Annotated in this window: 25 protein-coding genes and 1 riboswitch; of the genes, 1 reads left to right on the top strand and 24 read right to left on the bottom strand. The window is 40.4% G+C overall.

Translation table 11 applies throughout. The features are described 5' to 3' along the window. Positions 1–9: 9 nt before the first annotated feature. The 17 genes from IGJ99_RS13350 to IGJ99_RS13430 form a co-directional block, all read right to left on the bottom strand. Positions 10–1,527: a C40 family peptidase gene (locus IGJ99_RS13350; protein ID WP_438770887.1), complete on the bottom strand. Its 1,518-nt coding sequence runs from the start codon at positions 1,525–1,527 to the stop codon at positions 10–12. Positions 1,528–1,889: 362 nt separating this feature from the next. Beyond that, positions 1,890–2,414, bottom strand: coding sequence for a rod shape-determining protein MreD (gene mreD / locus IGJ99_RS13355; protein WP_010734108.1), 525 nt, complete (start codon positions 2,412–2,414; stop codon positions 1,890–1,892). A 3-nt stretch (positions 2,415–2,417) separates the two neighbouring features. Continuing rightward, positions 2,418–3,272, bottom strand: coding sequence for a rod shape-determining protein MreC (gene mreC, locus IGJ99_RS13360; protein WP_010734107.1), 855 nt, complete (start codon positions 3,270–3,272; stop codon positions 2,418–2,420). A 159-nt stretch (positions 3,273–3,431) separates the two neighbouring features. Continuing rightward, complete coding sequence (locus IGJ99_RS13365) at positions 3,432–4,070, bottom strand: thiamine diphosphokinase (RefSeq protein ID WP_010734106.1); 639 nt, start codon at positions 4,068–4,070, stop codon at positions 3,432–3,434. Then, the gene (gene rpe, locus IGJ99_RS13370; RefSeq protein ID WP_010734105.1) at positions 4,070–4,720 is read right to left on the bottom strand and encodes a ribulose-phosphate 3-epimerase; all 651 of its coding nucleotides are present in this window, start codon (positions 4,718–4,720) and stop codon (positions 4,070–4,072) included. The genes IGJ99_RS13365 and rpe overlap by 1 nt, the downstream gene beginning before the upstream one ends. A gap of 12 nt (positions 4,721–4,732) precedes the next feature. Beyond that, positions 4,733–5,632 carry a ribosome small subunit-dependent GTPase A gene (gene rsgA / locus IGJ99_RS13375; RefSeq protein WP_029593934.1) on the bottom strand — a complete coding sequence of 300 codons (900 nt, stop codon included), beginning with the start codon at positions 5,630–5,632 and terminating at the stop codon, positions 4,733–4,735. 150 nt (positions 5,633–5,782) lie between these two features. Further along, positions 5,783–7,831, bottom strand: a complete 2,049-nt coding sequence (gene pknB / locus IGJ99_RS13380) for a Stk1 family PASTA domain-containing Ser/Thr kinase (RefSeq protein WP_010734103.1) — start codon at positions 7,829–7,831, stop codon at positions 5,783–5,785. Then, the gene (locus IGJ99_RS13385; RefSeq protein WP_010734102.1) at positions 7,828–8,568 is read right to left on the bottom strand and encodes a Stp1/IreP family PP2C-type Ser/Thr phosphatase; all 741 of its coding nucleotides are present in this window, start codon (positions 8,566–8,568) and stop codon (positions 7,828–7,830) included. Before IGJ99_RS13385 ends, pknB begins: the two co-directional genes overlap by 4 nt. A 12-nt stretch (positions 8,569–8,580) precedes the next feature. Continuing rightward, positions 8,581–9,939 (bottom strand): 16S rRNA (cytosine(967)-C(5))-methyltransferase RsmB, encoded by a 1,359-nt coding sequence (gene rsmB, locus IGJ99_RS13390; protein ID WP_065095609.1) that lies wholly within the window; start codon positions 9,937–9,939, stop codon positions 8,581–8,583. Next, entirely contained in the window at positions 9,939–10,883 is a 945-nt protein-coding gene (gene fmt, locus IGJ99_RS13395; protein ID WP_010734100.1) for a methionyl-tRNA formyltransferase, read from the bottom strand. The genes rsmB and fmt overlap by 1 nt, the downstream gene beginning before the upstream one ends. Beyond that, complete coding sequence (gene def / locus IGJ99_RS13400; protein WP_019722350.1) at positions 10,876–11,367, bottom strand: peptide deformylase; 492 nt, start codon at positions 11,365–11,367, stop codon at positions 10,876–10,878. The genes fmt and def overlap by 8 nt, the downstream gene beginning before the upstream one ends. Before the next feature lie 13 nt (positions 11,368–11,380). Continuing rightward, complete coding sequence (gene priA / locus IGJ99_RS13405) at positions 11,381–13,789, bottom strand: primosomal protein N' (protein ID WP_023520505.1); 2,409 nt, start codon at positions 13,787–13,789, stop codon at positions 11,381–11,383. 190 nt (positions 13,790–13,979) lie between these two features. After that, the gene (gene rpoZ, locus IGJ99_RS13410; RefSeq protein ID WP_010734097.1) at positions 13,980–14,285 is read right to left on the bottom strand and encodes a DNA-directed RNA polymerase subunit omega; all 306 of its coding nucleotides are present in this window, start codon (positions 14,283–14,285) and stop codon (positions 13,980–13,982) included. A gap of 4 nt (positions 14,286–14,289) precedes the next feature. After that, positions 14,290–14,904 (bottom strand): guanylate kinase, encoded by a 615-nt coding sequence (gene gmk / locus IGJ99_RS13415; RefSeq protein WP_153830575.1) that lies wholly within the window; start codon positions 14,902–14,904, stop codon positions 14,290–14,292. Positions 14,905–15,161: 257 nt separating this feature from the next. Further along, entirely contained in the window at positions 15,162–16,052 is an 891-nt protein-coding gene (locus tag IGJ99_RS13420) for a YicC/YloC family endoribonuclease (RefSeq protein ID WP_010734095.1), read from the bottom strand. Between the two features lie 18 nt (positions 16,053–16,070). After that, complete coding sequence (locus tag IGJ99_RS13425) at positions 16,071–16,289, bottom strand: YdbC family protein (protein ID WP_019722353.1); 219 nt, start codon at positions 16,287–16,289, stop codon at positions 16,071–16,073. Positions 16,290–16,291: 2 nt separating this feature from the next. Then, a complete protein-coding gene (locus tag IGJ99_RS13430; protein ID WP_409173942.1) occupies positions 16,292–17,950 on the bottom strand; it encodes a patatin-like phospholipase family protein in 1,659 nt (552 codons plus the stop codon). Positions 17,951–18,182: 232 nt separating this feature from the next. On the opposite strand from IGJ99_RS13430, the gene IGJ99_RS13435 reads away from it, so the two are divergent. Beyond that, positions 18,183–18,959 (top strand): hypothetical protein, encoded by a 777-nt coding sequence (locus IGJ99_RS13435; RefSeq protein WP_010734092.1) that lies wholly within the window; start codon positions 18,183–18,185, stop codon positions 18,957–18,959. Positions 18,960–19,013: 54 nt separating this feature from the next. On the opposite strand, the gene thiT is transcribed toward IGJ99_RS13435, so the two are convergent. The 7 genes from thiT to IGJ99_RS13470 all read right to left on the bottom strand — a co-directional run bounded on the left by thiT (position 19,014) and on the right by IGJ99_RS13470 (position 25,820). After that, positions 19,014–19,598, bottom strand: a complete 585-nt coding sequence (gene thiT / locus IGJ99_RS13440; RefSeq protein WP_023520509.1) for an energy-coupled thiamine transporter ThiT — start codon at positions 19,596–19,598, stop codon at positions 19,014–19,016. A gap of 83 nt (positions 19,599–19,681) precedes the next feature. Further along, a riboswitch (TPP riboswitch) is annotated at positions 19,682–19,784 on the bottom strand. 23 nt (positions 19,785–19,807) lie between these two features. Further along, positions 19,808–20,776, bottom strand: coding sequence for a ribose-phosphate diphosphokinase (locus tag IGJ99_RS13445; protein WP_019722356.1), 969 nt, complete (start codon positions 20,774–20,776; stop codon positions 19,808–19,810). Positions 20,777–20,865: 89 nt separating this feature from the next. Next, a complete protein-coding gene (glmU, locus tag IGJ99_RS13450; protein ID WP_153830574.1) occupies positions 20,866–22,239 on the bottom strand; it encodes a bifunctional UDP-N-acetylglucosamine diphosphorylase/glucosamine-1-phosphate N-acetyltransferase GlmU in 1,374 nt (457 codons plus the stop codon). 155 nt (positions 22,240–22,394) lie between these two features. Beyond that, on the bottom strand, positions 22,395–23,213 hold the full coding sequence (gene purR, locus IGJ99_RS13455) for a pur operon repressor (protein WP_010734088.1): 819 nt from the start codon (positions 23,211–23,213) through the stop codon (positions 22,395–22,397). A 175-nt stretch (positions 23,214–23,388) separates the two neighbouring features. Continuing rightward, positions 23,389–24,210, bottom strand: a complete 822-nt coding sequence (locus IGJ99_RS13460) for a metal ABC transporter permease (RefSeq protein WP_019722358.1) — start codon at positions 24,208–24,210, stop codon at positions 23,389–23,391. Next, positions 24,183–24,863 carry a metal ABC transporter ATP-binding protein gene (locus IGJ99_RS13465; protein ID WP_010734086.1) on the bottom strand — a complete coding sequence of 227 codons (681 nt, stop codon included), beginning with the start codon at positions 24,861–24,863 and terminating at the stop codon, positions 24,183–24,185. Before IGJ99_RS13465 ends, IGJ99_RS13460 begins: the two co-directional genes overlap by 28 nt. An 18-nt stretch (positions 24,864–24,881) precedes the next feature. After that, positions 24,882–25,820, bottom strand: a complete 939-nt coding sequence (locus IGJ99_RS13470) for a metal ABC transporter substrate-binding protein (RefSeq protein ID WP_108145309.1) — start codon at positions 25,818–25,820, stop codon at positions 24,882–24,884. Positions 25,821–25,933 lie beyond the last annotated feature (113 nt).

The following is a 25,933-nucleotide window of genomic DNA, read 5'->3' on the forward strand; positions in this document are numbered from 1 at the left end:
CTTCATAAATTACATACTTACAGCAAAGTCAGGTGCATACCATTGAACTGAGCCAATTTTAACACTTTCGCCCGGTTGTGGTGCGTGGATGTATTGTCCGCCACCTAAAGAAATTGCTACGTGGTAAGTGCCACCAGCTGCTCCCCAGAATAATAAGTCTCCAGCTTTTGCTTGAGAAACTGAGATTCTAGCTCCTGCTGATTCTTGAGGTACAGTCCAACCACCGATGTCACGACCAGTTACTTGTAGGTACACATAGCGTGTAAATCCAGAACAATCAAATCCACTTGGATCTTTTCCACCCCATACATAAGGAGTCCCAATGTATTTCATCGCTTCAGCTACAATCGCTGCTCCATTAGTAGATGGAGCCGTTGGCGCTGGAATTGAGGGTGCCGGTGTTGATGGCTCCGGCGTTGATGGAGCTGGCGTTGATGGAGCTGGCGTTGATGGAGCTGGCGTTGATGGAGCTGGCGTTGATGGAGCTGGTGTTGATGGCTCCGGCGTTGATGGTGTTGTTGTTTCTGGAACAGATGGTGTAGTAGTAGATTCTTCTGTTGAAGATTCTGGTACACTGCTTTCAGTTGTTGAATCTTCTGTTGATGTAGATGATTCAGGAACTGAAGATTGTTCTGTTGAAGATTCAGCACTTGATGATGATTCTGAAGTAGCTGATTCAGAAACTTCTGTTGATTCTTGTACTGATGAAGAAGAAGCTTGTTCTTGCTCTTGTGCTGCTGCAGCGGCAACTGCTGCTTGTTCACGTGCTTCTCTTTCAGCTTGTTCTTGTGCTGCTTGTTGACGCGCTTGCTCTGCTAAACGAGCTTGTTCACGAATACGTGCTTGCTCTGCTTCAGCTTCTGCTTTTTGGCGGTTCAAGTCTTCTTTTTTATCTTCTGCTGTTGCTTGTTCAGCCGCTAAAGTAGTTTTTAGGACATTTAAATCAGCTTGTTTTGATAGTAAGTCGCCTTTTTGTGATTCTAAAGCCGCTTGGTTTTCTGCTAACTCTTGTAGCTTCGCTTCATTTTCAGCTTTTTTATCTTCAACTGCCTGTTTGTCTTCTTTTTGTTGTTTCACTAAGTCTTGGTTCGCACGTACAATTGATGACATTGCTTGAACGCGTCCGATAGCATCTGAGAATGACTCAGCATTCAATACTGCATCGATGTAGTTAGAGCTTGTACCTTTAACTTGTGTTTCACGTGCTTGCTCTTGGATCGTTGCTTCACGTTTTTCGATACGTTCTTGTAGATCAGCAATTTCTTGTGTCAATTGAGAAGACTCTTGACGTAATGTTGCTTGATTAGCTAATAAAGTTTCAGCTTTTGTATTGATGTCAGCGACTTGACCTTCTAATGCCTCGATTTGAGATTGGGCACTTGCTTGTTGGTTTTGTAATTCCGCAATTTTTTGATCTTGTTGTTGTATTTGAGAATCAAAATCTTCCGCCGCGGCTGCGATCGGTGATGCTACGGCAGTCAAGGCCATTGAACTTACCATTACTGCTGATATTAAACTCTTTTTCACTCTTCATTCCTCCGACTGGCTTAATTTAATAAATATCTAAAAATATTTAAGTCTTTCTTAACGATAACAAAATTGTACCATAGCTGTATGTCAATGAGATAATAGTTATGTTACAAAAACATTTCAAAACAACTGATTATAATGACAGAAATGTAAGATGACATGGTTATTTTCATAATACATTTTTCAATAATTAAATAATGTCCGTTTTAAATTAAATAAAAAAAGGCTGAGACATTGGGCCTCTCGCACCACCTAAAACAGATTAAATGGCGGGCACAGAAGTAACTTCTTCGGCAATAAGGCGCCATCCACAAAAATTTGAAAAACAATTTCCGTGGATGGCGCCTTATTTCTCGAGACTAAACACCTCTGTCCCGACCTTCTTTGAATAGCTTCTTTAATGGGAATACAAGTAGAGCGAACAATACCATATTCAATAATAATGTTGGGCCTAAATATTTAGTGATAAAGTACGTACTATCTACACTCGCAAGTTTGAATACCATTTGTACGATCAATGTAAACAACTCATAGCCTGTGATGAAAATAATGAGGCTAAAAAACTCAGTAAAAATATTTACATGGATGACCGATTTCATCCCATACATGATAAATACTAATAAAGGTAAAGCAACTGCGTAAATACCAATCACACCAATATAGTAAGAATCAAAGATAATACCTAAAACTAATGTCGTGATCAGTAAGTAGCGTTTGGAAAAACTCAAACTGCAAAATAGTAAAACCAATATCAAAAGATGCGCACTTGCCATGTAGTCACCGCTCGACCACCTGATCATCATTCGGGTAAAGTGCCCATCGATCAACATGAGTAGGAACAGGAGGATCGGCAAATAAATGGTCATTTTCTCTTTTTTCAGCATGGACTATTCCTCCACAAGACGTTTGATGATCGTTACTACTGGGAGATCATACATATCCGCATAAGGTTTGACATAGACTTCGCGATCTAGCCCATAACTATCTGGTTTTGTTTTGATGACTGTACCGATTTGTAGATCTGCTGGCGAGTTGCCTCCAAGACCTGATGTTTGTACTACGTCGCCCTCTTTGATTTCACTGTCACCTGTTAGCTGTGTCACAACTAGCGCTTGTAACTTTTCGTCATAATTCTTGAGTAAACCGAAAGATTCTCCGTTTCCAGAAGATACGCGAACAGGAAAATGGTTGGAACTTACATTTGATGAAGTCAGCAATTCTACTTTAGAAGAAGTGGCATTGACTTCAATGACACGTCCGACTAAACCTTTTTGCGCCATGACTGCCATATTGACTTCGATTCCATCATTTGATCCTTTATCGACGACTAATAGATCTTGCCATGAGTCAGGTGAACGAGTGATCACATTTGCTGTGACTCTTTCATAACTCGTCAACGTTTGGCTTAAATCGAGTTCGCTTTTTAGTGCATCGATTTCTTTTTGCATGTTCTTGTTTTTTTGAGCTATCTCATCATAGCTGTCGATTTTTTCTTTTAACCGTTCATTTTCTGAATAGGTGGTGAAAAGATGATGTACTGAATCCACGCCATTTTGGACCCATTTGACCGGAGCAGAAATCGTCCGATCGACAAAAGAGACACTGTCGTTCACAATAGATTGGAAGAAATTGGGCTTTCCTTCATTCGCTCGCTGGGCAGCTGTCACACTTAGGACCGTTACTACAATAATAACGATGACTAAGGTAATAATGATATTTTTATTAGGATTGAACTTCTTCACAAAGACACCTCGAATTAAATTAGACTCTTACCTGTAATTTTATCATTAAATAAGGGGAAACAAAAGGCTCGACCCTTCTTTTAAGCTTTTTTTAGCAAATAATTTAAACTGTCATTTTTCCGCTTCATTTCTTTTGCTACTTTGTCCTGAACCGATCCATCAATCTTTACTTTGGATGACTGAAATGATTCCTTCAGAGAAGCTGAAGGATGCTTTGTCAGTGACAAATTCATTGCTTGCATAAGAAGTTGGACGAGATACTTCCTCGTTTGATAGTTGATATTTGCTGTCAGATAATGTCAATTGACTAACAGGTGTCAAACAACAGTAAGCCAAATACTTCATTTCAGGAATTTTTTTTATCTCGTAAGCTCCTGGTAGATAGTAAGTGATTACGTTTTGTTTGTCTTGTATTTGGATCTGTCGTATAAAGGGTTGAAACCGTGGTTCTAATGCTAACCATAGATTAGCTAATAAATGATCTAATCTTCCACCAGTTGCACCGATCAGTGTCACGCTTGCTTCTGGAAAGTGTTCGAATGTCTTTGCTAAACCTAGCTGAGTGTCCGTATCGTCTTTCTCTGCTGGCGCTTGGTGTACTTCGACAGCTTTATCGGATACTCGTTGATATTCCGAGGAAGACAATGAATCAAAATCACCGATTGCTAGATCTAATGAATAGCCTTTTTCAAGTAAATAGAGTGCCCCACGGTCAATGCCCACGTATTGATCAAATGATTGCTGTGACAAGTCTGGCCAATTTTCTGGTGATCCGCCTGCAACAAGTAATACTTCCATTAGCCTAATGCCTTTTTCAATTGATCGATTTGAGCTGCTGGATCTTCTGCACTATAGACATAGGAGCCTGCAACAAATACGTCTGCACCTGCTTCACGACAAATTTTTGCAGTTTCTGGAACGATTCCACCATCCACTTCGATTTGATAGGTCCAATCGTTCACCTTGCGTAATTCCGCTAACTCTGCGATTTTATCCACTGTTTCTGTAATAAAGCTTTGTCCGCCAAATCCTGGATTGACTGTCATCACTAACACTTGATCAACTAAAGGCAAAACATGCTTGATCATTTCGATCGGTGTACCAGGATTGATAACGACCCCTGCTTTGACATCTAAATCTTTGATCATCTGGATCGCACGATGGATATGTGGTGTCGATTCCACATGGACCGTAATGATATCTGAACCTGCTTTTGCAAAATCAGCAATATAATTTTCAGGATTGATGATCATCAAATGAACGTCTAAAGGTAGTTTTGTGACCGGACGGATTGCTTGCACTACATTCGATCCGAATGTAATGTTAGGAACGAATTGGCCGTCCATTACGTCCACATGGATATAGTCTGCTCCACCTTTTTCTACTCGTTCAATGTCTGCTTGGAGATTGGCGAAATCTGCGCTTAAAATCGATGGTGCTATTTTCATAAAAATACCCTCCTACTTTCTTCTAGTTTCTTTTTTGTTGTACATCGGTTTACGGTTTTCAACTTCTTGCAAAAATTGCAAGTAATTGTCATAGCGAGTCTGTGCAATTTCTTTTGCCGCTACTCTTCGTTTGACTTCACAATCTGGCTCTTTTACGTGCATACACTCTCTAAAGCGACAGTCTACAGAAGCATCGACAAATTCAGGGAATTGTTTGGATAACTCGACAGGTTCGATGACTAAGAAATCAATAGAACTGAAACCTGGTGTATCGGCAACCAATCCATCATAGAGTGGTAATAACTCGACATGTCTTGTCGTGTGACGTCCACGTCCCAAAGAATCAGATATTTCACCTGTTTCTAACTCAAGCTCTGGTGAGATTTGGTTGAGCAACGTCGATTTACCTGCACCTGACTGTCCCATGAAAACAGTCAGTCTTTCTGGAAAATAGCGAACTAATTCATCCGTGTCACCCTGTGTGCGAGGGACGATCACTGGATAGCCGATTTTTTCGTAAGTCTCTTTAATTTCTTTTATTTGTGTAGAATCGACAGCTAAATCCGTTTTCGTCAAATAGATCACTGGCTCGATCGATTCATATTCCAACATGACTAAAAAACGGTCGAGTAGATTATAAGAGAATGTTGGTTCGATCAAACTCGTCACAACAACTCCTAAATCAACATTTGCTACTGGTGGTCGTACTAATTGATTTTTACGTGGTAAAACTTCTAGTAGATAGCCATCGGTCTTGTTTTCACTTTCAAATATGACTTGATCGCCAACAAGGGGCGTGATCTTTCGATTACGAAAATTCCCTCGACCTCGTGTCTGATAGGTCTCTCCATCTTTATATACGTAATAAAATCCACTTATTGCTTTTCTGATTTGCCCTTTAATGAAACCCACCTCCATTTTTAGTATATTTTACCATAGGACAGCAGAAGTTAGGAGAAATCACCAAAAAATAGACCTAAGAATTTCCTCAAATGCCGCCGACATTTTGAATTCTCAGATCTATTTTTTTCATTATCGTTTTAGTTCTTTTAATTCTGTCTACTAGTCACTATCCGTCGAGGACGGTGTGGTGGTACTACTACTAGTTGTTTCGGAACTTGAACTACTGCTTGAACTGCTAGAAGAACTGCTGGAAGAATCTTTTTCAGAACTTGATGATGCTTTCGCTGGGTCTGGTCCTTTTGAGTAAATCACATTGACGATCGTTCCTGATGTGATTGATGCACCTACTCCTGGATCTGTACGGATCACTTTGTCTTTTTCTACTGTATCTGAAAACTCATACGTTTCATGACCAATGTAGTCGGCACCGATACCAGATAAGTAACTTTGCGCATCACTTTTCGTATAACCAGAAATGTCATTCAGTGTCTTCGCATCTGGTCCTTGACTCACCACGAAACTAATAAATGTCGCATCCGTCAATGGTTCCCCAAAACTTGGTGACTGACTGATGATTGCACCGGCTGGGACCGTATCACTATAATCATTCGTTGCACTGATATTCGTATAGCCATTCGTTCTCAAAATACTAAGAACTGTTTCATAGTTTTGTCCGGTGTAATCGCTCATCGTCGGCTGACTTCCTTTACTAACAGTAAAAGTAATCGTATCTGATGTGGGATCGACTTCTGTTCCTTCATCTTCTGATTGCGAGATGATATTTCCACTAGTGACCTCATCACTAAATTCTTCTTCTTTTTTGATTCTACTTGAAGAGAAACCTAAATCCAGTAGCTGCTTGCGCGCTTCATCGTAAGACATACCCGTAAAATCATCGAGTTGGATTTTCTTCTTACCTGTACTGATATAAAGTGTGACTTCACGATTTTGTTTCACTGTTGTTCCTGAGGCTGGATCTGTTTTGACCACATTTCCTTTCTCAATCGTATCGTCAGCAATTTCTTCAGTGTTCGTTGCTACCTTTAATTTTGCTTGTGTCAAAGCTTCTCTTGCTGAAGCTTCGGATTGACCCGAAACATCGGGAACCGTTACTTCTCCTCGTCCACCTGAAGCAAATAAAATCGCTGTCCCAATTCCTAACAAAGCAAGCAAGACCAGCAAAATGATCCACCATTTTTTTCTTTTTTTAGTCTTTACATCTGGCATTGTTTCTTCGGGATCTGGTAATTCTTCCGCTGGTTTCTCTTCGGGAAGAGGCATTGACTTAAAGGAATCTGGCATCGGTGTTTCTGCCGTCAGTGGTGTCAATACTCTTGTTTCGTTGTCCATCGCCTGGGGTTGCCATTTTTCTTCGTTTGCTCGTTCTAACGACAACACCGTTGCTAGGTCATCTGCCATTTCTTCTGCCGTTTTATACCGGTCGACAGGTTCTTTGGCTGTTGCTTTCAAGACAACATTCTCCAATGACTGAGGTGCCCCTGGATCTAACTCTTTGATTGAAGGCAAATCATCCTGAAAATGTTTCAGTGCAATGGTGACAGCTGATTCCCCATCAAAAGGAACGCTTCCTGTCAGCATTTCATATAAAATGATCCCTAACGCATAGATATCTGATTGTTTTGTCGCCATACTACCTCTTGCTTGTTCTGGTGAAAGGTAGTGAACCGAACCAAGCATCGTATTCGTTTGGGTGATCGATGTTTCCGATAAAGCAATCGCAATACCAAAATCGGTGATTTTCACAACACCTTCATTATCGATCAAGACATTTTGTGGTTTTAGATCTCGGTGGATGATTTGATGGCTATGTGCTAAAGAAATCGCAGACAAGATTTGTTGCATGATGTTTACTGCTGTTTCATAAGGAATCGGATAGTGCGTTTGGATATAACGTTTTAAATCCATTCCCTTTACATATTCCATAACTAAGTACTGCATGTTATCTTCTTCACCGACATCATAAACACTGACGATATTTGGATGAACTAATTCGGTTGCCGCTAATGCTTCTCGTTGAAAACGACGGATCGCCGTTTGGTCATTTTGGAAATCAAAGCGTAGGACTTTGATTGCAACATCTCGATCTAAAATCAAGTCATGGGCTAAAAAGACATTTGCCATACCGCCACTACCGATGTTACCGGTAATTTGGTAACGACCATTTAATTTTCTTCCTGGCTCAATCATGCAACATCCTCCTTGTATTCAATAAGAAGAACGCTGATATTATCTGCTCCGCCAGCTTCATTTGCTTGATCCACTAATTGCGTTACTTTTTCTGATAATGATCCTTCTTGATTGATGATCGTACCGATCGTTTCTTCTGACAGCATATTCGTCAAACCATCCGAACATAGAAGCAAACGATCTTGGAGTTGCCAAAGATACGTTGCAACATCGACTTCTAATGATCCTGGCATGCCGACAGATCGAGTCAAGATATTCTTACGTGGATGATTGACGGCCATTTCTTCGCTGATTTCACCAGATTTGACTAATTCATTTACTAAAGAATGGTCTTCCGTCAAGCGAATGATCCGATTATCGCGAAGCAAATACGCACGACTATCGCCAACATTGGCAATCGTGAAACGTTCCTCTGATAGGGCAGCTGCTACGATCGTTGTTCCCATTCCGTTATATTCAAGCTGTTCTTGTCCTAATTGATGAATCGCGCGGTTTTCTTCTTGGATCGCTTGGATAAACCACTGCGCGATTTTTTCGTCATCAAGTAACGCTTGCTCTTCCCAGGCTTTCCCTAAATTTGTGACGGCCATTTGACTAGCAATATCGCCTGCGCGGTGCCCACCCATGCCATCTGCTAAAACCGCCAGCGTGAGACCGACTTGGTTTTCAAATACACTGACATAATCTTGATTCGTATTACGTCTTCTTCCTACATCTGATTGATATTCAATCTGCATACTTTCACCTCATTACTTTTTGCGCAAACAACAAATGAAAAAGCCATCTGTATAAGATTGATGTGGATACAACGTCAACATCTTATCCTTGATTGATGATTGTAGCACAGGATCAACTAAAACATCAATCTTCTCAAAATCAGGATGTCGTTGTAAAAACGCTGAAACAACTTCTTGATTCTCTTCTTTCAAAATCGTACAAGTACTGTAGGTCAATATTCCTGAAGGTTTAAGAGCCGTAGCCACACTTTCCAAAATAGCTAGTTGGATAGCCGGTAAATTGGCTAATTCTTTTTCATTATTTTTATAACGAATATCTGGTTTTCGGCGTAACAAGCCAAAACCGGAACATGGAGCATCTACTAAAATACGGTCAAATTGTTCTGCTTCAAACTGTTCTTTGACTTCACGAGCATCCATTTTTTGTGCGAACACTGCGTTGGCAACTCCTAAACGGCGAGCGTTCTCTTCCACTAGTTTTACTTTGTGGTCATGGACATCTAGAGCCACGACTTCTCCTCCACAAGTTGGATCAAGGAACGTGGCGATATGGGTCGTTTTGCCACCAGGGGCAGCGCAGGCATCTAGTACATGATGTTCTGGCTCAATCTGCATCGCTGGTGCAACAAGCATCGAGCTTTCATCTTGGATCGTCATCAAGCCATCGTGAAAAAGTGTCGTAGAGGCGAGTCTGCCCTTTTCAGCAATCACACCATATGGGCTTATTGGACTTGCTTTTACATCTAGTCCTTCTTCTTTCAATTGATCCAGTGCTTGTTCACGCGAAAGTTTACGGGTATCAATACGGCCACTCACATGACTTGGTTGATACAATGAAAGACCTAACTTTTCTGTTTCCTCGTAGCCGATTTGGTCAATTAAGCGCTGTGTCAGCCAATTCGGCAGACTTAATTTAACGGCTAAACGTTCGACTTCATCTGTGATAGTTTCCAGATCAGGTTTTCCTTGACGTAAATAATTTCTTAATACACCATTCACAAATTTCCCTGTACCGGGGTTACCTTTGATTTTTGCAATTTCTACTGCTTCATTCAAAATTGCATGATCAGGTACTTTATCTAAAAATTCGAGTTGATAGACAGACAAATACAGCAAAGTTTTGACCCAGTCATCCACTTTTTTTGCATTTGCAATCAATGGCGCAACATAAAATGCAATCAAACGATGGCGACTGATCGTTCCATACACTAGTTCTGTAAACAGACCGATATCTTTTTGGTTAAGGTCGCCTTGGTTGATCATCTCATTCAACAATAGATTGGAGTATGCTCCACCTTTGTTGACACGCTCTAATGTCATCAACGCCATAAAGCGAACCGAACGTTTCATTTTTTTTGGTATTTTCGCCATTATTTCACCTGCTGTCCTACAGCGACTTGTTGTCCACTGCCATTTAGGAATTCTTGTATTAGTTGTTTTGCTTTACCGGCAGGTTGTAGTTCTTTGATCGATAATACCGTCTGTTCCCCACAAGCTACCCATAATTGTTTTTTATCTTTATGGATGATAGTTCCTGGTGTTTCAGATGTCGTTTCATCTGCCAACACATCTACTGCCCAAAGCTTCCAGCGTGTTCCTTCATAGGTTGTAAAAGCAATGGGCCATGGACGCATGCCACGAACTTGGCAGTCGATTTCTTCTGCTGTTTTTTCCCAATTGATTGCTTCTTGTTCACGTGTGATATTCGGTGAAAACGTTGCTTGGTCCTCATTTTGAGGCGTAGGCGTCAATTCGCCAGAAATGATCTTTGGTAGTGTTTCTAGCAATAACTCTTTGCCTAATAGACTAAGTTTTTCAAACATCGTACCGACATCATCTTGTTTAGTGATTGGTAGGCTTGCTTGTGAGAAAATACCGCCCGCATCCATTTTCTTGATCATCTCCATAATCGTTACACCTGTCTCTTTTTCCCCGTTGATAATGGAATAATGGACTGGTGCACCCCCACGATATTTTGGCAACAAAGAGGCATGAACATTGATTGCTCCATGTGTTGGAACTTGCAATAGTTTCTCCGGTAAGAATTGACCAAACGCTGCTGTTACCAGCACATCTGGTTGCAAATCAATGATTGTTTGCATTTCTGGAGAACCCGTGATTTTTTCTGGCTGTAGCACAAGAAGATCGTGCTTCAAAGCCGCCACTTTCACAGGTGTTGGGGTAATGATTTTTTTTCTTCCCACTGGTCGATCAGGTTGTGTCACGACAGCGACGATCTCATACCCTTGGTCGATCAGCCCTTCTAGTACAGGAACTGAAAATGCTGGGGTTCCCATAAATACGATTTTAGTCATCTAAATGTTCCTCCATGTATTCTTCGAGTTTTTCTTCGGGGATTTGTTCGATCATTTTATCGATAAATAAAATCCCATCTAAGTGATCGATCTCATGTTGAAAGGCACGTGCAAGATAGCCAAACGCGGTAACTTCGATTTCCTCTCCGTCACGATCATAATATCGAACTGTTACTTCATCTGCACGTTTGACTGTACCGTAGACATGCGGAATACTTAAGCAACCTTCCACATCGATACTTTCTCCTTTTGCCTCGATGATCTCAGGATTGATGAGTTCAAATTTATCCCCTTCATCGACTTCAACAATAGCGATCCGTTGATTTTTGCCGACTTGCGGCGCGGCGATGCCGACGCCGTCATTTGCCACCATTGTTTCATACAAGTTATCTAACAAGACGATAGTCTCATCAGTGATCATATCGATTGGTTGGGCTTTTCGATTCAATTTTTTATTTGGGTGGATCATTATTGGATAACGCATAGTGTTTCCTTTCTTAAATAAAATGTAGCGGCTCGTTGTCGATCGCAACAAATAGATTTTGTCGCTGTTCTTTTTGACTTTGATCCAAAATTTCTTTCAGGACGTTAGGCAGTTCTGGTTCATGTTTATATTTGATGATCAGCTGATAGTAATAGCGATTTTTCACGCGTAAAACGGTGCTAGGTACCGGACCTAACAGAAGGCTGTTCGTTCCTAATACTTGTTTTAATTGACTGGCGATCTGAAAGATTTTTTTGGCTGCGACTTGTTCTTCTGGATGACTCGTCGTGATTTTCACAGTGAAGTAATAAGGCGGATAGCCTCCACGATGGCGTACATTCATTTCTTGTTGATAAAAGCGTTCATAATTTTGTTCCTTTGCTAAAGTTACCGCATAGTGATTCGGATTAAATGTTTGGATCACGACTTCCCCAGCTTTTTCGGCTCTTCCTGCCCTTCCGGAGACTTGTGTCAATAATTGGAAGGTATGTTCACTAGAACGAAAATCTGGCAGGTTCAACGAAGTGTCTGCATTTAGAACGCCGACTAAGGTCACATCAGGAAAATCTAACCCTTTTGCGATCATCTGCGTTCCTAGTAGAATATCCGCTTGTTTGTCCCCAAATTTTTGTAAGATTCGTTCATGCGCGCCTTTTTTTCTGGTGGTATCCACATCCATCCGCAAGATTCTTGCTTGAGGATACAGTGCTTTTAACTCTTCTTCCACTTTTTGTGTTCCCGTTCCATAATACCGGATCTTGTTTTCCCCACAATTTGGACAACGATGCGGGATCGCTTCTTCATGTCCACAATAATGGCAACGCATCGAGCGAGAATCCATATGGAGAGTCAATGAGATATCGCAATTTGGGCAAGGCAAGACAAAGCCACAATCTCGGCACATCACAAAGGAAGAATACCCTCGTCGATTCAATAGAAGAACTGTCTGTTCTTTTTTCTCTAATCGATCTTGGATTTTTTCTTGTAATAATTGAGAGAACGTCGATGTCTGATTCTTTTCGAATTCTTCACGCATATCAACGACTTCGATCTCAGGTAATTGCGCACTCATTTTCGCACGCTGACTCAAATGCAACATGCGATAGACCCCTTTTTGTGCACGGGCTCTTGATTCGAGGGAAGGTGTCGCGCTCCCCAAAACGATCGGGCAATGATGGTAATTCCCACGCCATATAGCTAAATCTCTGGCATGGTAACGCGGGGTTTCATCTTGTTTATAGCTCGATTCATGCTCTTCATCAATGATGATCAACCCAATGTTCTCTAGTGGGGCAAAGATCGCTGAACGTGCACCGACGACGACCTGCGCTTCATTGCGCTCGATTTTACGCCATTCATCATATTTCTCACCTTGAGATAAGCCACTATGTAAAACTGCGACGGATTCTCCAAAGCGCCCTTTAAAACGTTCGACCATCTGAGGGGTCAATGCGATTTCAGGAACCAACATGATTGCTGTCTTCTTCTCTGCCAAGACATCAGCAATGGCTTGAAGGTAGACTTCCGTTTTCCCACTACCAGTAATTCCTTCAAGTAAAAAGGTTTCATTCTTTTCCTGATGACAGGCTTCAATGATCTGCTGAACCGCCGATTGTTGTTCTTCATTCAATTGTAAGGCAGTCGTTCGTTCAAATACCCGATCTTTATAAGGGTCACGATAACTTTCGACTTCTTCGATACGCAACCAACCTTTATCTCTACCTTGATTCAATACGGCAGAACTGACTCCTTTTTCTTTGAAATAAGCAATAGGCATTGGTTTTTCCATTTCTGACAAATAAAGAAGTAATTCTTTTTGTTTTTTCGCATTTTGCCTCAAGGTGCCCCAAGCTTCATCGAGTTGTCCTTTTGACAAAAGAGAGTGAACGACACGGATCGTTTTCACTTTGTTTTTTGTATGGACTTCGTAACGGATATCAACTAGCTTGTTTTTACGCCAACGGATCAATTGCGGTAAGATCCCAGTTTCTTCCGCTTCCTTCCAAGAAATCTCTTGTCTACCTGCGAAAAATGCAACGACTTCTGGTTCATCGGTCACTGGGTAAATGAGCTTATCGTATTCTGCTTTCATGACACTTGGTAGCATCGTTTGTAAACAGGTGATTTTAAAAGCATACGTAATGGTTTTCATATAGTCTGCTAACCTCATCAACTCTTGATTGACAACAGGTGCCAGGTCAAGTAATTGAAGGATTGGCTTTAATTCTTTTTTTATAGGTTGTTCGTTGGCTGTCAACGCCATCACAAAGCCTTGGACTTGGCGATTGCCGTTTCCAAATGGTATCGCTACACGCATACCGACTTGGATAGCCGCTTCCATTTCAGAAGGAACCAAGTAGGTGAATGCTTGGTCGGTTTGCATCGTTGGTACATCGACAATCACATCCGCAATAACAGTCATGGACTCCTTCTCCTTTCTTCATCTTGGTTTTAAACACAAAATGGCTCTTGCCTATTTTACTAGAGATTCCTTGTTTTGTCTTACTTTCTGCCAAATCCTAACAAAAAATTAACGCAGGAAAAAAAAGAGCCTAGGAACATTTCCCAAGCTCAAATCTTTTGCTATCCATAAGCTGAATAGTGAATTGATTTTATAGTTTTTGCTCGTCACGGATACGAGACTCTAATTCTTGTTGTGCACGGTCTTTTTGCGCACGACGTTCTTCGTCTTCCATACGTAGACGTTCACGTTTTAATTCAGGATGTGGATCACTGATCACATTTCCTGCTTCGATTTCTTCTAAAGCTTGTCCAACGCTTTTGACAGAATCAAATGAATCCATTGTTGGTTGTGCTTTTGCGTCTAATTCATGTGCACGTTTACTTGCTAAGATCACTAGAGAATATTTTGAGTTCACGCGATCTAATAATGAGTCGATTGAAGGTTTTAACATCATAAGACTACATCTCCTTTAACATTTTGATATATTTTCCGATGACACGATCGACACGGAAATGTTCACTTGCAATAATATCTTTGATTCGGTTGACCGCTAATGGAACTTCATCATTGACAACAGCATAGTCATACAGTGCCATCATCTCGATTTCTTCCTTAGCGACTTTCATTCGTTCTTCGATTACTTCATCTGCATCTGTCCCACGCCCAACGATTCGTGATTTCAATTCTGCTAAATCTGGGGGCGTCAGGAAAATAAATACGCCGTCAGGTACTTTTTCTTTTACTTGTTGTGCACCTTGGACTTCAATTTCAAGAAAAACGTCTTTTCCTTCGTCTAAGGTTTTGTTGACATACGATAGTGGTGTACCATAATAATTCCCGACATATTCTGCATATTCCAACATTTCGCCTTTAGCGATCATTTGTTCAAATTCTTCGTGGCTTCGGAAATAGTAGTCGACTCCTTCAACTTCTCCTTCACGCATCTTGCGTGTCGTCATCGAAATCGAATATTGGAAATCATTATCCTCACTCTCAAAAATTGCTTTTCGCACTGTGCCTTTTCCCACACCGGATGGACCAGACAACACGATTAATAATCCACGCTCTGACATGACGACGTCCTTTCAACTAGTCTTTTTTATACTATTGCTTATTTTGCACTTTTTTCTTGCAACTTTCAAGGCTATTTTTTTATTATAGCTAGAAAACCTAGAAAAAGCTAGTCTACTTCCCACTAAAGAGTCCGAGACAAAAGTAAAAATTACTTTTGTTGGATACCTAAAAAATGAATAAACGGCGGGAACAGGAGTAACCTCTTCGGAAATAAGCCTGCCTAACGGATAGGTCATCAATTAGACAGGCTGGACACTTATTCAATATTTTGGATTTGCTCACGTATTTTTTCTAAAATCGTTTTAGACTGAACGACATGGTTTTTGATTTCGATCGCGCTTGATTTTGAGCCGATCGTATTGATTTCGCGATTCATCTCTTGTAAAAGGAAATCTAGTTCTCTACCGATGGGGTAATCTGCTTCAAGTAACTCTTCCAATTTCTGCGTATGGATGATTAAACGGTCGATTTCTTCATGGATATCGCCACGCTCTAAAAGAATCGCTATTTCGGTCAATAAACGATCTCGCTCAACTTCTGCACCAAGAAAAGCTTCTAATTTTTCTTGGTATCTCGTCTGAAATTCTTGCTCATAAATCTCGACAAAGTTAGCTAATCCAGCAATATTTTGTTTTAATTCTGCGGTTTGTTGAAGTAACACGTTCGCCATGGCTTGGCCTTCTATACTCCGACTTTCTTCGATTGAACGAAGTGCTGTTTGCATCGTTTCTTTCGCTAATTGTGCAAGTAATTCTTGATCCTCTTCCGTTGCTTCAGCAATTGTCACAAACTCTTCGTTTAGTGCAAAACGTTCGATCAGTTTACCGATCGACAATGCGTTCGCTTCGCCATACCTTTCTTTAATACCGGTAGTCATCTGTGTATAGAGCGTATCGATCAGTTGCCAATTGATCGTCACTTTTTTATCTTGTTCACCTAAGTATGTTAAATTAATAAAGACATCGACACGTCCTCGACTTAACTTCGTTTTGATCAATTGTCTCAATTCATTCTCAACAAAGCCTAATACTTTAGGGCTACGTATCTGGATATCTAAAAACCGTTGATTGACGCTTTTGATCTCGATTTCAAGTTGATAGTTCTTTTTTTCGCGGATGGCATTGCCAAAGCCAGTCATGCTCTTCATGCGACAGAGTCCTTTCTTTTACATATTTTTAATTGCTTTTTGTAACTCTTCAAACTCTTCGTTCGTTAATGTTAGTCCCTTACCCATTTTTTCATGGTCCGGTGCCCAATCCCGCAAGTCAAATTTTGGTGGTCTGCCATTCCAACTCACTAAGTTCAATTCTTTGCGCCATCCCTTATTGTTTTCAGATAAAACTGCAATTTCTTCTACGATCTCATATGAGAATTCTTGTGCCATTTTTATTCCTCCTTTAGATGATAAAGATAGAGATACATCAAAGTTTCTACTGTATCTGCATTGAGTTGTCGTTGTAAGCGATCACTCTTTTTTTCTTTCACGTATTGATAGATCGCGTGTTCCTTCATTACGTGTATTTTAGCATTTCGTTCCAGTTTTCGAAACTTCAACCATTCGCTGGCATTTAATTGTCCAACCTTTTTTAAAAATGCTTCATCAATTTTACTTTCTTGGCAAATGAGCGGTAATATTTCTTCGACGGTATACACTTTATTCGGTAAGATCAATTTTTGTTTCGCTAGTAGCTCAAGCATCGCCAATCCGCATGTTTCACTTGTGACCCTGTCTTTATATACATTACGCAAGTCCCGCCAGAATTTTTCTTTGTAAAAAAAGGATACGTCTAAATCAAGTGTTTCGACTAAGAAACGTAAGAAACGTCGCCAATAACGTTCAGCTGGCTTTGCTGTTTCAAACGTATACCAGTTTCCTTGATAGATCCCTAAACATTTTTTAGCCTCTAAATAACCTAATTGGATATTCAATTGGTTTCTTTGTCGCTCAAAAACTAAGAAACCACCTAAAGACCAGTTTGAACAACATTTCCAGGTCACCAAAGCATCAGGTTCCTTGTATTTTTTTGTCACCCCAGGTCCTTGGACATCGACAATCAAGACTTCGGTTGCACCTTGTTGGATAGCAACATCTACTGGCACGTTATTTCGATAGCCCCCATCAACATATTTTGATCCGTCAATCTGACGATAAGCCATGGCAGGATAAAAAGAAGCAGAGGCGAGGACCCAATCGGCGATTTCTGTTGGTGCTAATGCTTGGATCCTTGTAACTGTTTCTTGAAATTCTGGGATTTTAGTTGCGATTGTATAGAGTTGCGGTTTTTCTGTACATTGGATTTTTTCCGCATCTAGGTACTGCTCTAGTAATGCTTCCAACGGTGCAATCGAGGTTCCTCCTTCGACTACTGCACGACGTGTCATCAAGCTGGCTTCTTGGATATAACGTTGCCTCAAATCTTCTGATAAGGCAACCTCTGGTAAAGCCAATACTTGATTGGTTGACAGTTCCTGCCACAAGTCAATGGCTTGTGGCAGTTGATCCTGAACGACCAAAGCCCCATTTAGCGCACCTACAGAAGTACCAGTAACGAGTGAAATCTCTAGATTTTCTTCTTTCAATGCTTTCCAAACACCTATTTGATAAGCACCATGAGCCCCTCCTCCGCCTAAGACAAGACCGGTATGATAGGATATTTCCTTCTCAAACGATTGCGTTCCCAAATAACCACTTTGGTGGAAAAGGTCGATCATGTTCGGTGAGATTGAATGATCAAAGCGGACGAGTCCGTATTTTTTGAAAAAATAACGAACCGTACTTTCTAGCAATAGGAAAATATCGGACCACTGCCAATATTCTTCTTCAATCAACACGTTGGTATAGATCAATTTTTCATTCGTTATTTCTGCAGTAAAGTAAATGTTCAGCCTTTTCGATACGATCTTCCATGCCTGTTGTTTTTTTGCCTGTTGCCAAAAATGTTGCCGGCTTTCTTGATGTGTAGTAAAAAAACTAAAAAGTTGTTTTGCTTGCTGCACTCGATTCTGCTGATAACGTTCCGACCAATAGACTTTTTGAACTTTCATAGACACCTCGGATTCTCTTTTTCTTTTATTATATCAGTAATCAGAAAAAAAGGGTGGGGGTGAATAGTCATCTGATAACAGTGTTATATATATATAAATTTTTACTCTATGTTCATCGTTTATTCATAAAAAAAAGTTGCTTTGTAATCGAATTTTAAAATAAAAGAAACAAGCTTTTTTTCAGTAAATGTTGTAAAATGAAAGGGATGAGATACAGGGGAGGAGGAGCATGATGAGTGATTCAGTATATGTACATATCGATACAACTAGTAACGCCGTTTTGACCAAAGGGCTGACTATCAATGATTTTTCAAATAGCATCGTGCATTTTCCTCAAAATCTACTTTTGTTGGACCCTTCCGCATCTGCTGGAGAATATGAATCACACACAGGCTTGAAGGTCATTCGTGGAACTGAGAATATCCAAAGATTTTTCCAAACCGTTCGCAGCCGTAACAACAGTACGGATCTTAAATGGATCGATTTTACGGATTTGACGATGTTAAAAGAATTAAGCCCTTTAGAAATCTCAGAGTTGCTTTATTTTGGTCATATGAAAACACATCTCCATTCACCTTTTTTCTATAAATTACAAAATAACTTTGTTTATTTTGATTTGAGCGATCATCTAGGTAGAACCTATTATCGTTATTTAGATGAATTTTATCGGATTTTTGCCAACAAGTTAAGCACGATCTTGGCGGGAAAAATCAACGAAAAAAAATCATTCTTTCGAAAAGAGATCCCTGTTGAAAAAATCAGTGTGGAGATACTGAAAAAGATGCGTAATTTGATGCAAGAAGGAATCATTTTTTCGTTTGATCAAGCAGGTTTGGTCGATGACAAGTATGAGATCCCGATTTATGTCATTGAAGATTACGTTTGGAAATTAAAAGGAACACGTTACTTGGAAGAAAAACCGGTAGCTGTTCTCGTCTATCATGCCACTCAACAACGTTGGCAACTAGACGGCAACGTTTCTGATTTTGTCTATAACACATTTGTATAATGACAGTCAACTCCACTAAAAAAGCGTAAAGGTCAGCTGCCTTTACGCTTTTTTTTAATTTTTACTTTTACGTACCTGCAACCCTTCGGCTACAAATAAAGAAGGAACGGTCTGTTCAATACCTAATAGGACAATAGTTGTTACAATCCCCGTAGCTAACCCACTAGCGCCATTCATGACTAAAGAGAACAACCATGGATTCATTCCCCATAGTGCGAAACTCCCCCAAAAAGCAACCCCAGCGACAAAATGCCAGAAATATCTGGCAGTCACACCAACGAATGTCGCTAAAATAATCGTTGAGGCCATTTTCTTACGATTGCCTTGCAGATAACTCTGTTGCATTCTTTGCGAAAAAATTCCTGCAACGCCAGCAAACGTAAACGCGATCGGATACTCGATCAACACTTGGATGACACTCAAGTAATAGACAGTCCCCATGGGAAAATGAAGGATTCCCCATAGAAAAGCCGATCCCATACCAGCTTTCCAACCCCTTCTCAAGGCAAATAAAGTTAAAGGGATTTGCCCGAGTGAGATTTCAAAACTACTACCTATTTGTAGAGGAATCATCGACAACACTAAAGATAATGCTGCGACGATCGTTCCCTCGATCCAGACACGATGATTCTTATTCATAAAAAAGCTTCCTCCTTTATAATTGGACATCACAAAGGAGGAAGCAAGTTTGTTTTTTTACAAACAGCTTCGTGCTTTCACACTAGCTATTCATTCACAATTCCTACGCTCGCATAACCGAAACAGGTACGAAGGGTTTAGAATATATTCAGTCTCAGCCCAAAATGGACTCCCCTTTGTGATTGTAATTATTTAGTTTTTATTTTCCTTTATCTTTTTGTTTCAAATAAAGGACTAACTGGTTTGTTTTCATGGATACGTTTGATTGCGTCACCCATCAAGCCACCAACGCTTACTTCGTCAATCTTATCAATTTTGCGATCTTCTGGCAAATAGATTGAATCCGTTACAACTAAGCGCTCGATTGCAGAGTCTTCGATTCTTTGTAAAGCAGGTCCTGACAACACAGGATGTGTACATGAAGCATAAACGCTCACTGCTCCAGCTTCTTTCAAGGCATTAGCAGCCAATGTGATCGTTCCAGCTGTATCGATCATGTCATCGATCAAGACACACGTTTTGCCTTCTACTTGACCAATGATATTCATCACTTCTGCCACGTTTGCTTTTGGACGGCGTTTATCGATGATTGCAATTGGTGCTTTTAAAAATTCAGCCAATTTACGTGCACGAGTAACACCACCATGGTCAGGTGAAACAACGACAACATCATCGCCTTGAATCCCTTTTTCTAAGAAGTAATTCGCAATCAGTGGTGCGCCCATCAAATGGTCGACCGGAATATCAAAGAAACCTTGGATTTGGACTGCGTGCAAGTCAAGTGTCAACATTCTTGTTGCTCCAGCTTTTTGGATCATATTTGCCACTAATTTTGCAGTGATTGGTTCACGCGCGCGCGCTTTACGGTCTTGACGTGCGTAGCCGTAATACGGCATTACAACGTTGATCGTTTTGGCACTTGCACGCTTCAATGCATCGATCATGATCAACAGTTCCATCAGGTTATCATTTACCGGACTACTTGTTGATTGAATAACGTATACGTGTGAACCACGGATACTTTCTTCGATATTGACTTGGATCTCACCATCACTAAATTGAGTGACCGATGATTTTCCTAATTCAACCCCAACAGCTGCAGCAATTTTTTCTGCCAATGGACGATTTGAGTTTAATGCAAATATTTTTAATCTTGGATCAAAGTAATGTTTGGACATGAGGACCTCCGCTTTCTTTTTCACAACTCTACTACCTAATAAATACTAGTCATATTTGCCGAATAAATCAAGTGATTTTGCAAAAAGTATCAATTTGAATATGGGAGTTTCTTCGCGTATCCTTCTTTATTGACTTGTCTAGCGCGTGCGATTGCCATCGCATGTTCAGGAACATCGTTAGTGATCGTCGAACCAGCAGCGATACATGTATTCTCTGCCACGTCTACTGGCGCCACAAGATTCGCATTTGACCCAATGAAACTATGGTCACCGACTGTTGTATGATGTTTTGCTTTTCCGTCATAATTGACAAAGACGACACCACACCCCACATTGATTTCTTCACCTAGTGTTGCATCCCCGACATACGTCAAGTGACCAACTTTTGTGTTTTTGCCTATTTTTGCATTTTTCACTTCTACAAAGTTGCCGATATGGACGCCTTCTGCAATTTCTGCTTTTGGACGTAAATGGGCATACGGTCCTACATCTGCTTTACTTTTGACCACACTGTGTTCGATCACTGAGTTTTCGATGACTACTTGGTCACCGATCTTGCTATCAACAATACGTGAATGTGCACCAATAAAACAATCTTCACCAATTTCTGTTTCTCCTTGGATCTGAACGCCCGCTTCGATCACTGTATCTGAACCAATCACAACATCTGCATCAATATACGTAGTTGCAGGATCAACCAAGCTAACGCCATTGACCATATGTTTTTTGTTGATTCTTTGGCGCATCAACTCGTTTGCTTTTGCTAGTGCCATACGATCATTGACACCCATACACTCATCGAAATCTTCCGTCTGATACGCAGCAACTGGATTTCCAGCATCTTTTAGGATCTCAACGATGTCTGTTAAATAATACTCGCCTTGTGCATTGTCTGTTCCTACTTTATTCAACGCTTCAAATAACGCTTTGTTATCGAAACAGTAAGTTCCTGTATTGATTTCTTGAACTAACGCTTCTTCTGGCGAAGCGTCTTTTTGCTCAACGATTTTTTCAACGATTCCTACATGGTCACGAATGATTCTGCCATAACCTGTCGGATCTTCTGCTTGTGCAGTCAAAATCGTAGCACTTGCATTTTTCCCTTGATGGTATTCAAACAAGTTGTTCAACGTCTCAGTTGTCAATAAAGGGGTGTCACCACTGATGACTAACGTCGTGCCTTCCTTACCTGCTAAAAATGAGGCTGCTTGTAGTACCGCATGACCCGTCCCAAGTTGTTCCGCTTGTAACGCATACTCGCTACGTTCGCCTAGCTGAGCTTTGACTTTCTCTGCACCGTGACCAACGATCGTCACGATTTGATCAGGGTTTGTCTCACTTACACGGTTGATGATGTGTTCGACCATCGGTTTCCCAGAAACAGGGTGTAGGACCTTGTATAGTTTTGATTTCATGCGAGTACCTTTACCCGCGGCTAATATGATTGCATAACGTGCATCCAAATGTGTCACTCCTAAATTACGATTTATTATTTTTAGTTTAGCCCAGTCGCTCTTTTTTTTCAACTAAACGTTCATTTTAGCAACCAGGACGCAAAAAAAGAAGAGACATCATCCATCGCCTCTTCTTTTTCCATAGCACCGCTATGTTCGTTGTTTTATTCTTCGAAATAGTTGCCTGGTACTACAGTGATATTTTTCGTTTTTGTATCCACATCTTTGACGTAAAGTAGCGACGTGTAGTCATTGATTGCGCGATGTCCGTTGAATTTTGACTCCGCAAACACAGTGATACCGACAAGCTCAGATTCAAATTCTTCAATCAAGCTCTTCATTCCGTTCACTGTTCCGCCGCCTTTCATAAAGTCATCGACGACAAGCACGCGAGAACCACGTTTCAAACTTCTTTTTGATAGTTCCATTTTTTCGATCCGTTCAGATGAACCTGAAACATAGTTCACACTCACTGTAGAACCTTCTGTAATCTTAGAGTCACGACGAACGATGACAAACGGTGCGTTCAAGTAATAGGAAACGGCTTGAGCGATTGGCACCCCTTTTGTGGCTACAGTCATTACAGCATCGATTTTTTCTCCTAAATATTTTGAGGCAATGATTTTCCCTACTTGACGTAATAGCTCAGGTTCTCCTAATAGATCAGATAAGTAAACATAGCCTCCAGGGAGTAAACGGTCTTGTTCAGACAAGCGCTCAGCTAGCGATTCAACATATTTCTTTGCTTCTTCGTAGGAAATCTCCGGAATGAATAGAACACCTCCGGCTGCACCAGGGATTGTTTCAAGCGTTCCGTAACCTCTTTCTTTAAATGTTTTTTTGATGATTCCCAAATCTTCACTGATCGAAGATTTAGCAGATTCATAACGTTCGGCAAAGCTTGTTAATGAAATCAATTCATGCGGATGATCTAATAAATACTGTGTCATATCGACAAGACGCTCACTGCGACGTACTTTCAAAAATTCCAACTCCTTTTTCCAACAAATTTTATCGTGTTTCATTATATAAGTTTTTTCGGGAAAATTCGAGCATTTTATCCAAAATTAAGAAAATAGTTCGGTATTTATAAAAAAACAGGTAACTATTTAAGACATTTGTTTGTCTAAAATAACTACCTGTTTTAAAAATAGTGGTCTATTTTTTCCTTCTAATTCCTAATAAAATACGTTTACTCAAGTTGACTAATAAGAATAAAAAGATAAATACTAATGTGATAGTTGCCCCTGGCGGTGTATCCAAGTAGAACGAACTAGTTAACCCAGAAAGCATACCAATAAAACCAACGATGATACTGATCAATATAACAATATTGAAGCTTTTCCCTAAACGCATCCCGATTGCTGCTGGTAAAACCATAATAGCAGAAATCAGCAACGCGCCTGCTATCGGGATCATGACAGCGATTGCTACCCCAGTAATGATATTGAACATCATTGACATCCAACGAACTGGCAGCCCATCGACATGAGCGGTGTCTTCATCAAAGGTTAACACGTACATCGGACGTTTGAATAAGAAAAACAAAAGACCGATTACTGCAAACAAAATACCTAGGAATAGAACTTGTGGCCAAGTGATCGTCACAATCGATCCAAATAAATAAGATTGGATGCTCGTGGCAGAATTACCCCCACTCAAATTCATCAAAACTAATGCAAGCGCAAGTCCTCCTGCCATTAAGATCGCAATGGAAATCTCTGAATACGTACGATACATCGAACGTAGGTATTCTAAAATGATTGCAGCGATAACGACTACCACCATTGTGGTCATCGTTGGATTGAGATTGAGGAAAAATCCTAAGGCTACCCCTGCTAAAGAAACATGAGACAGTGTATCTGCCATCAACGATTGCCGACGTATCACTAAGAATACTCCTAACATTGGTGCGATTCCTGCAATAAAGATCGCAGCAAGAAATGCCCGCCTCATGAATTCATATGAAAGCAACGCCATTGAGAATCCTCCTTTCTCACTAAACGGATTTGTCGATCCGCATATTGTTTGATGTCTTCGTGATCATGAGTGATCATCAATACAGCTTTCCCATGGTCGTGTGCGCTATGGCGCAACAAACGATAAAATTCATTTCGTGATTCTTCATCCATTCCAGTAGTTGGTTCATCAAGTACAAATAAATCTGGATCAGTCGCAAAAATACGTGCTAAACTGATTCGTTGCTTTTGACCACCAGACAGCTCACCGATCCGACGATGACGCATATCCCACATACCAACAGATTCTAAGGCACGCTTGACATGCTCATGGTCTTTTTCGCTTAACCGTTTGAACCAACGACCTCTCGGATATCTGCCAGAACGTACTAATTCTAAGACTGTACTAGGAAAACCCGCATTAAAGGAAGAAACTTGTTGGGGAATGTACCCGATACTTAATTTGTCTCCGTCCTGATTTTTTCCTGCAATTTTGATGGTCCCTTTAGAGGGTTTCAATAACCCCAAAGAAGCTTTGATCAATGTAGATTTTGCCGCCCCGTTTTCACCAGTCAAAATCACAAATTCACCGGCATCTACATGATAAGAAACACCTTCTAACACAGGTTCTTCATCATAATAGAAAGTAAGATCAGCTATTTCGATATAACGCACATAGAGGACTCCCTTCCTTTACTTTATGCTTTCTTTTAATGCCTCTAGGTTTTTCTCCATGGTAGAAATGTAGGTTTCACCCGCTTTGATTTGTTCATTCGTCAAACTCTCAAGAGGATTAAGTACTTCAAGTTTTACACCTGTTTCCTTTGATAATGTCTCTGCTACTTTAGATGACGCATTTTCTTCAAAATAGATAACTTCGATTTTATTTTGATCGACAAAATCTTTCAATTCAGCCAATCGACTAGGCGTCGGCTCTTGATCCGGTGAAACTCCTGAGATGGCTACTTGTTTTAGGTCGTAGCGATTTGCTAAATAAGCAAAGGCAGCATGTTGCGTCACAAATGTTCGATTGGTTGCACCTTTTAATGCTTCTGTATAGTTCTGATCCAATGCTTCTAATTTTTTGATATAAGCTGCGGCATTTTGGTCAAATGTATCTTTCTTATCTGGATATTTCTTGCCGAGCTCTGTAGCAATCGTCTGTACTTCTTGGATCGCTAATGTTGGATCTAACCAAACATGAGGGTCATAGGCATGATCATGCTGATGTCCTTCTGATTCTTCGTGCTCTTCTTCATGCTCTTCTTGTGACTCTAGACGTTCAATTCCCTTAGCGGCTTCGATCATCAACGTTCGATCGGTATCGACCGTATCTTTCAATGAGTCAACAAAAAATTCCATATCTGAGCTGTTATAAACAAAAACATCTGCATCCGCAATGGTTGCACTTTGTTTGGCACTTGGCTCAAAATCATGGGGTTCCGTTCCTGCGGGGATCAATAATTCGACCTTCCCAGTATCACCAACGACTTCTTTCGTAAATTCATACATCGGGTAAAACGTTGCGACAACGTTCAACTCATCTTGTGCCGATTCTTGGGTTGTCTGTCCACACGCTGTAAATAGGAAAGCTCCTATTGCTAAAGATGCGGCTAATAAATATTTCTTCATATATGCTCCTTTCAAAACAAATCGTAATATTACGATTTATCAACGAGGATTAATGTACCAAATTAAAAAAAAACAGTCAATAGTTTAACCTGATTTTCTGATTTAAATGCAAA

The organism is Enterococcus sp. AZ095b, assembly GCF_051714725.1.
Classification (GTDB): domain Bacteria; phylum Bacillota; class Bacilli; order Lactobacillales; family Enterococcaceae; genus Enterococcus_B; species Enterococcus_B pernyi.

What these genes read in the sequence shown, in the direction of transcription:
- thiT (WP_023520509.1), bottom strand. Translation starts at nt 19,598, where the DNA reads ATGAATAAGAATCATCGTGTCTGGATCGAGGGAACGATCGTCGCAGCA.
- def (WP_019722350.1), bottom strand. Translation starts at nt 11,367, where the DNA reads ATGCGTTATCCAATAATGATCCACCCAAATAAAAAATTGAATCGAAAA.
- IGJ99_RS13425 (WP_019722353.1), bottom strand. Translation starts at nt 16,289, where the DNA reads ATGGCACAAGAATTCTCATATGAGATCGTAGAAGAAATTGCAGTTTTA.
- IGJ99_RS13460 (WP_019722358.1), bottom strand. Translation starts at nt 24,210, where the DNA reads ATGGCGTTGCTTTCATATGAATTCATGAGGCGGGCATTTCTTGCTGCG.
- rpoZ (WP_010734097.1), bottom strand. Translation starts at nt 14,285, where the DNA reads ATGATGTTAAAACCTTCAATCGACTCATTATTAGATCGCGTGAACTCA.
- IGJ99_RS13435 (WP_010734092.1), top strand. Translation starts at nt 18,183, where the DNA reads ATGAGTGATTCAGTATATGTACATATCGATACAACTAGTAACGCCGTT.
- priA (WP_023520505.1), bottom strand. Translation starts at nt 13,789, where the DNA reads ATGACTGTTATTGCGGATGTGATTGTCGATGTACCAACGATGCAAACC.
- IGJ99_RS13365 (WP_010734106.1), bottom strand. Translation starts at nt 4,070, where the DNA reads ATGGAAGTATTACTTGTTGCAGGCGGATCACCAGAAAATTGGCCAGAC.
- mreD (WP_010734108.1), bottom strand. Translation starts at nt 2,414, where the DNA reads ATGCTGAAAAAAGAGAAAATGACCATTTATTTGCCGATCCTCCTGTTC.
- gmk (WP_153830575.1), bottom strand. Translation starts at nt 14,904, where the DNA reads ATGTCAGAGCGTGGATTATTAATCGTGTTGTCTGGTCCATCCGGTGTG.
- IGJ99_RS13430 (WP_409173942.1), bottom strand. Translation starts at nt 17,950, where the DNA reads ATGAAAGTTCAAAAAGTCTATTGGTCGGAACGTTATCAGCAGAATCGA.
- pknB (WP_010734103.1), bottom strand. Translation starts at nt 7,831, where the DNA reads ATGATTGAGCCAGGAAGAAAATTAAATGGTCGTTACCAAATTACCGGT.
- IGJ99_RS13385 (WP_010734102.1), bottom strand. Translation starts at nt 8,568, where the DNA reads ATGCAGATTGAATATCAATCAGATGTAGGAAGAAGACGTAATACGAAT.
- IGJ99_RS13470 (WP_108145309.1), bottom strand. Translation starts at nt 25,820, where the DNA reads ATGAAGAAATATTTATTAGCCGCATCTTTAGCAATAGGAGCTTTCCTA.
- rsmB (WP_065095609.1), bottom strand. Translation starts at nt 9,939, where the DNA reads ATGGCGAAAATACCAAAAAAAATGAAACGTTCGGTTCGCTTTATGGCG.
- fmt (WP_010734100.1), bottom strand. Translation starts at nt 10,883, where the DNA reads ATGACTAAAATCGTATTTATGGGAACCCCAGCATTTTCAGTTCCTGTA.
- IGJ99_RS13445 (WP_019722356.1), bottom strand. Translation starts at nt 20,776, where the DNA reads ATGTCCAAACATTACTTTGATCCAAGATTAAAAATATTTGCATTAAAC.
- IGJ99_RS13420 (WP_010734095.1), bottom strand. Translation starts at nt 16,052, where the DNA reads ATGAAGAGCATGACTGGCTTTGGCAATGCCATCCGCGAAAAAAAGAAC.
- rpe (WP_010734105.1), bottom strand. Translation starts at nt 4,720, where the DNA reads ATGAAAATAGCACCATCGATTTTAAGCGCAGATTTCGCCAATCTCCAA.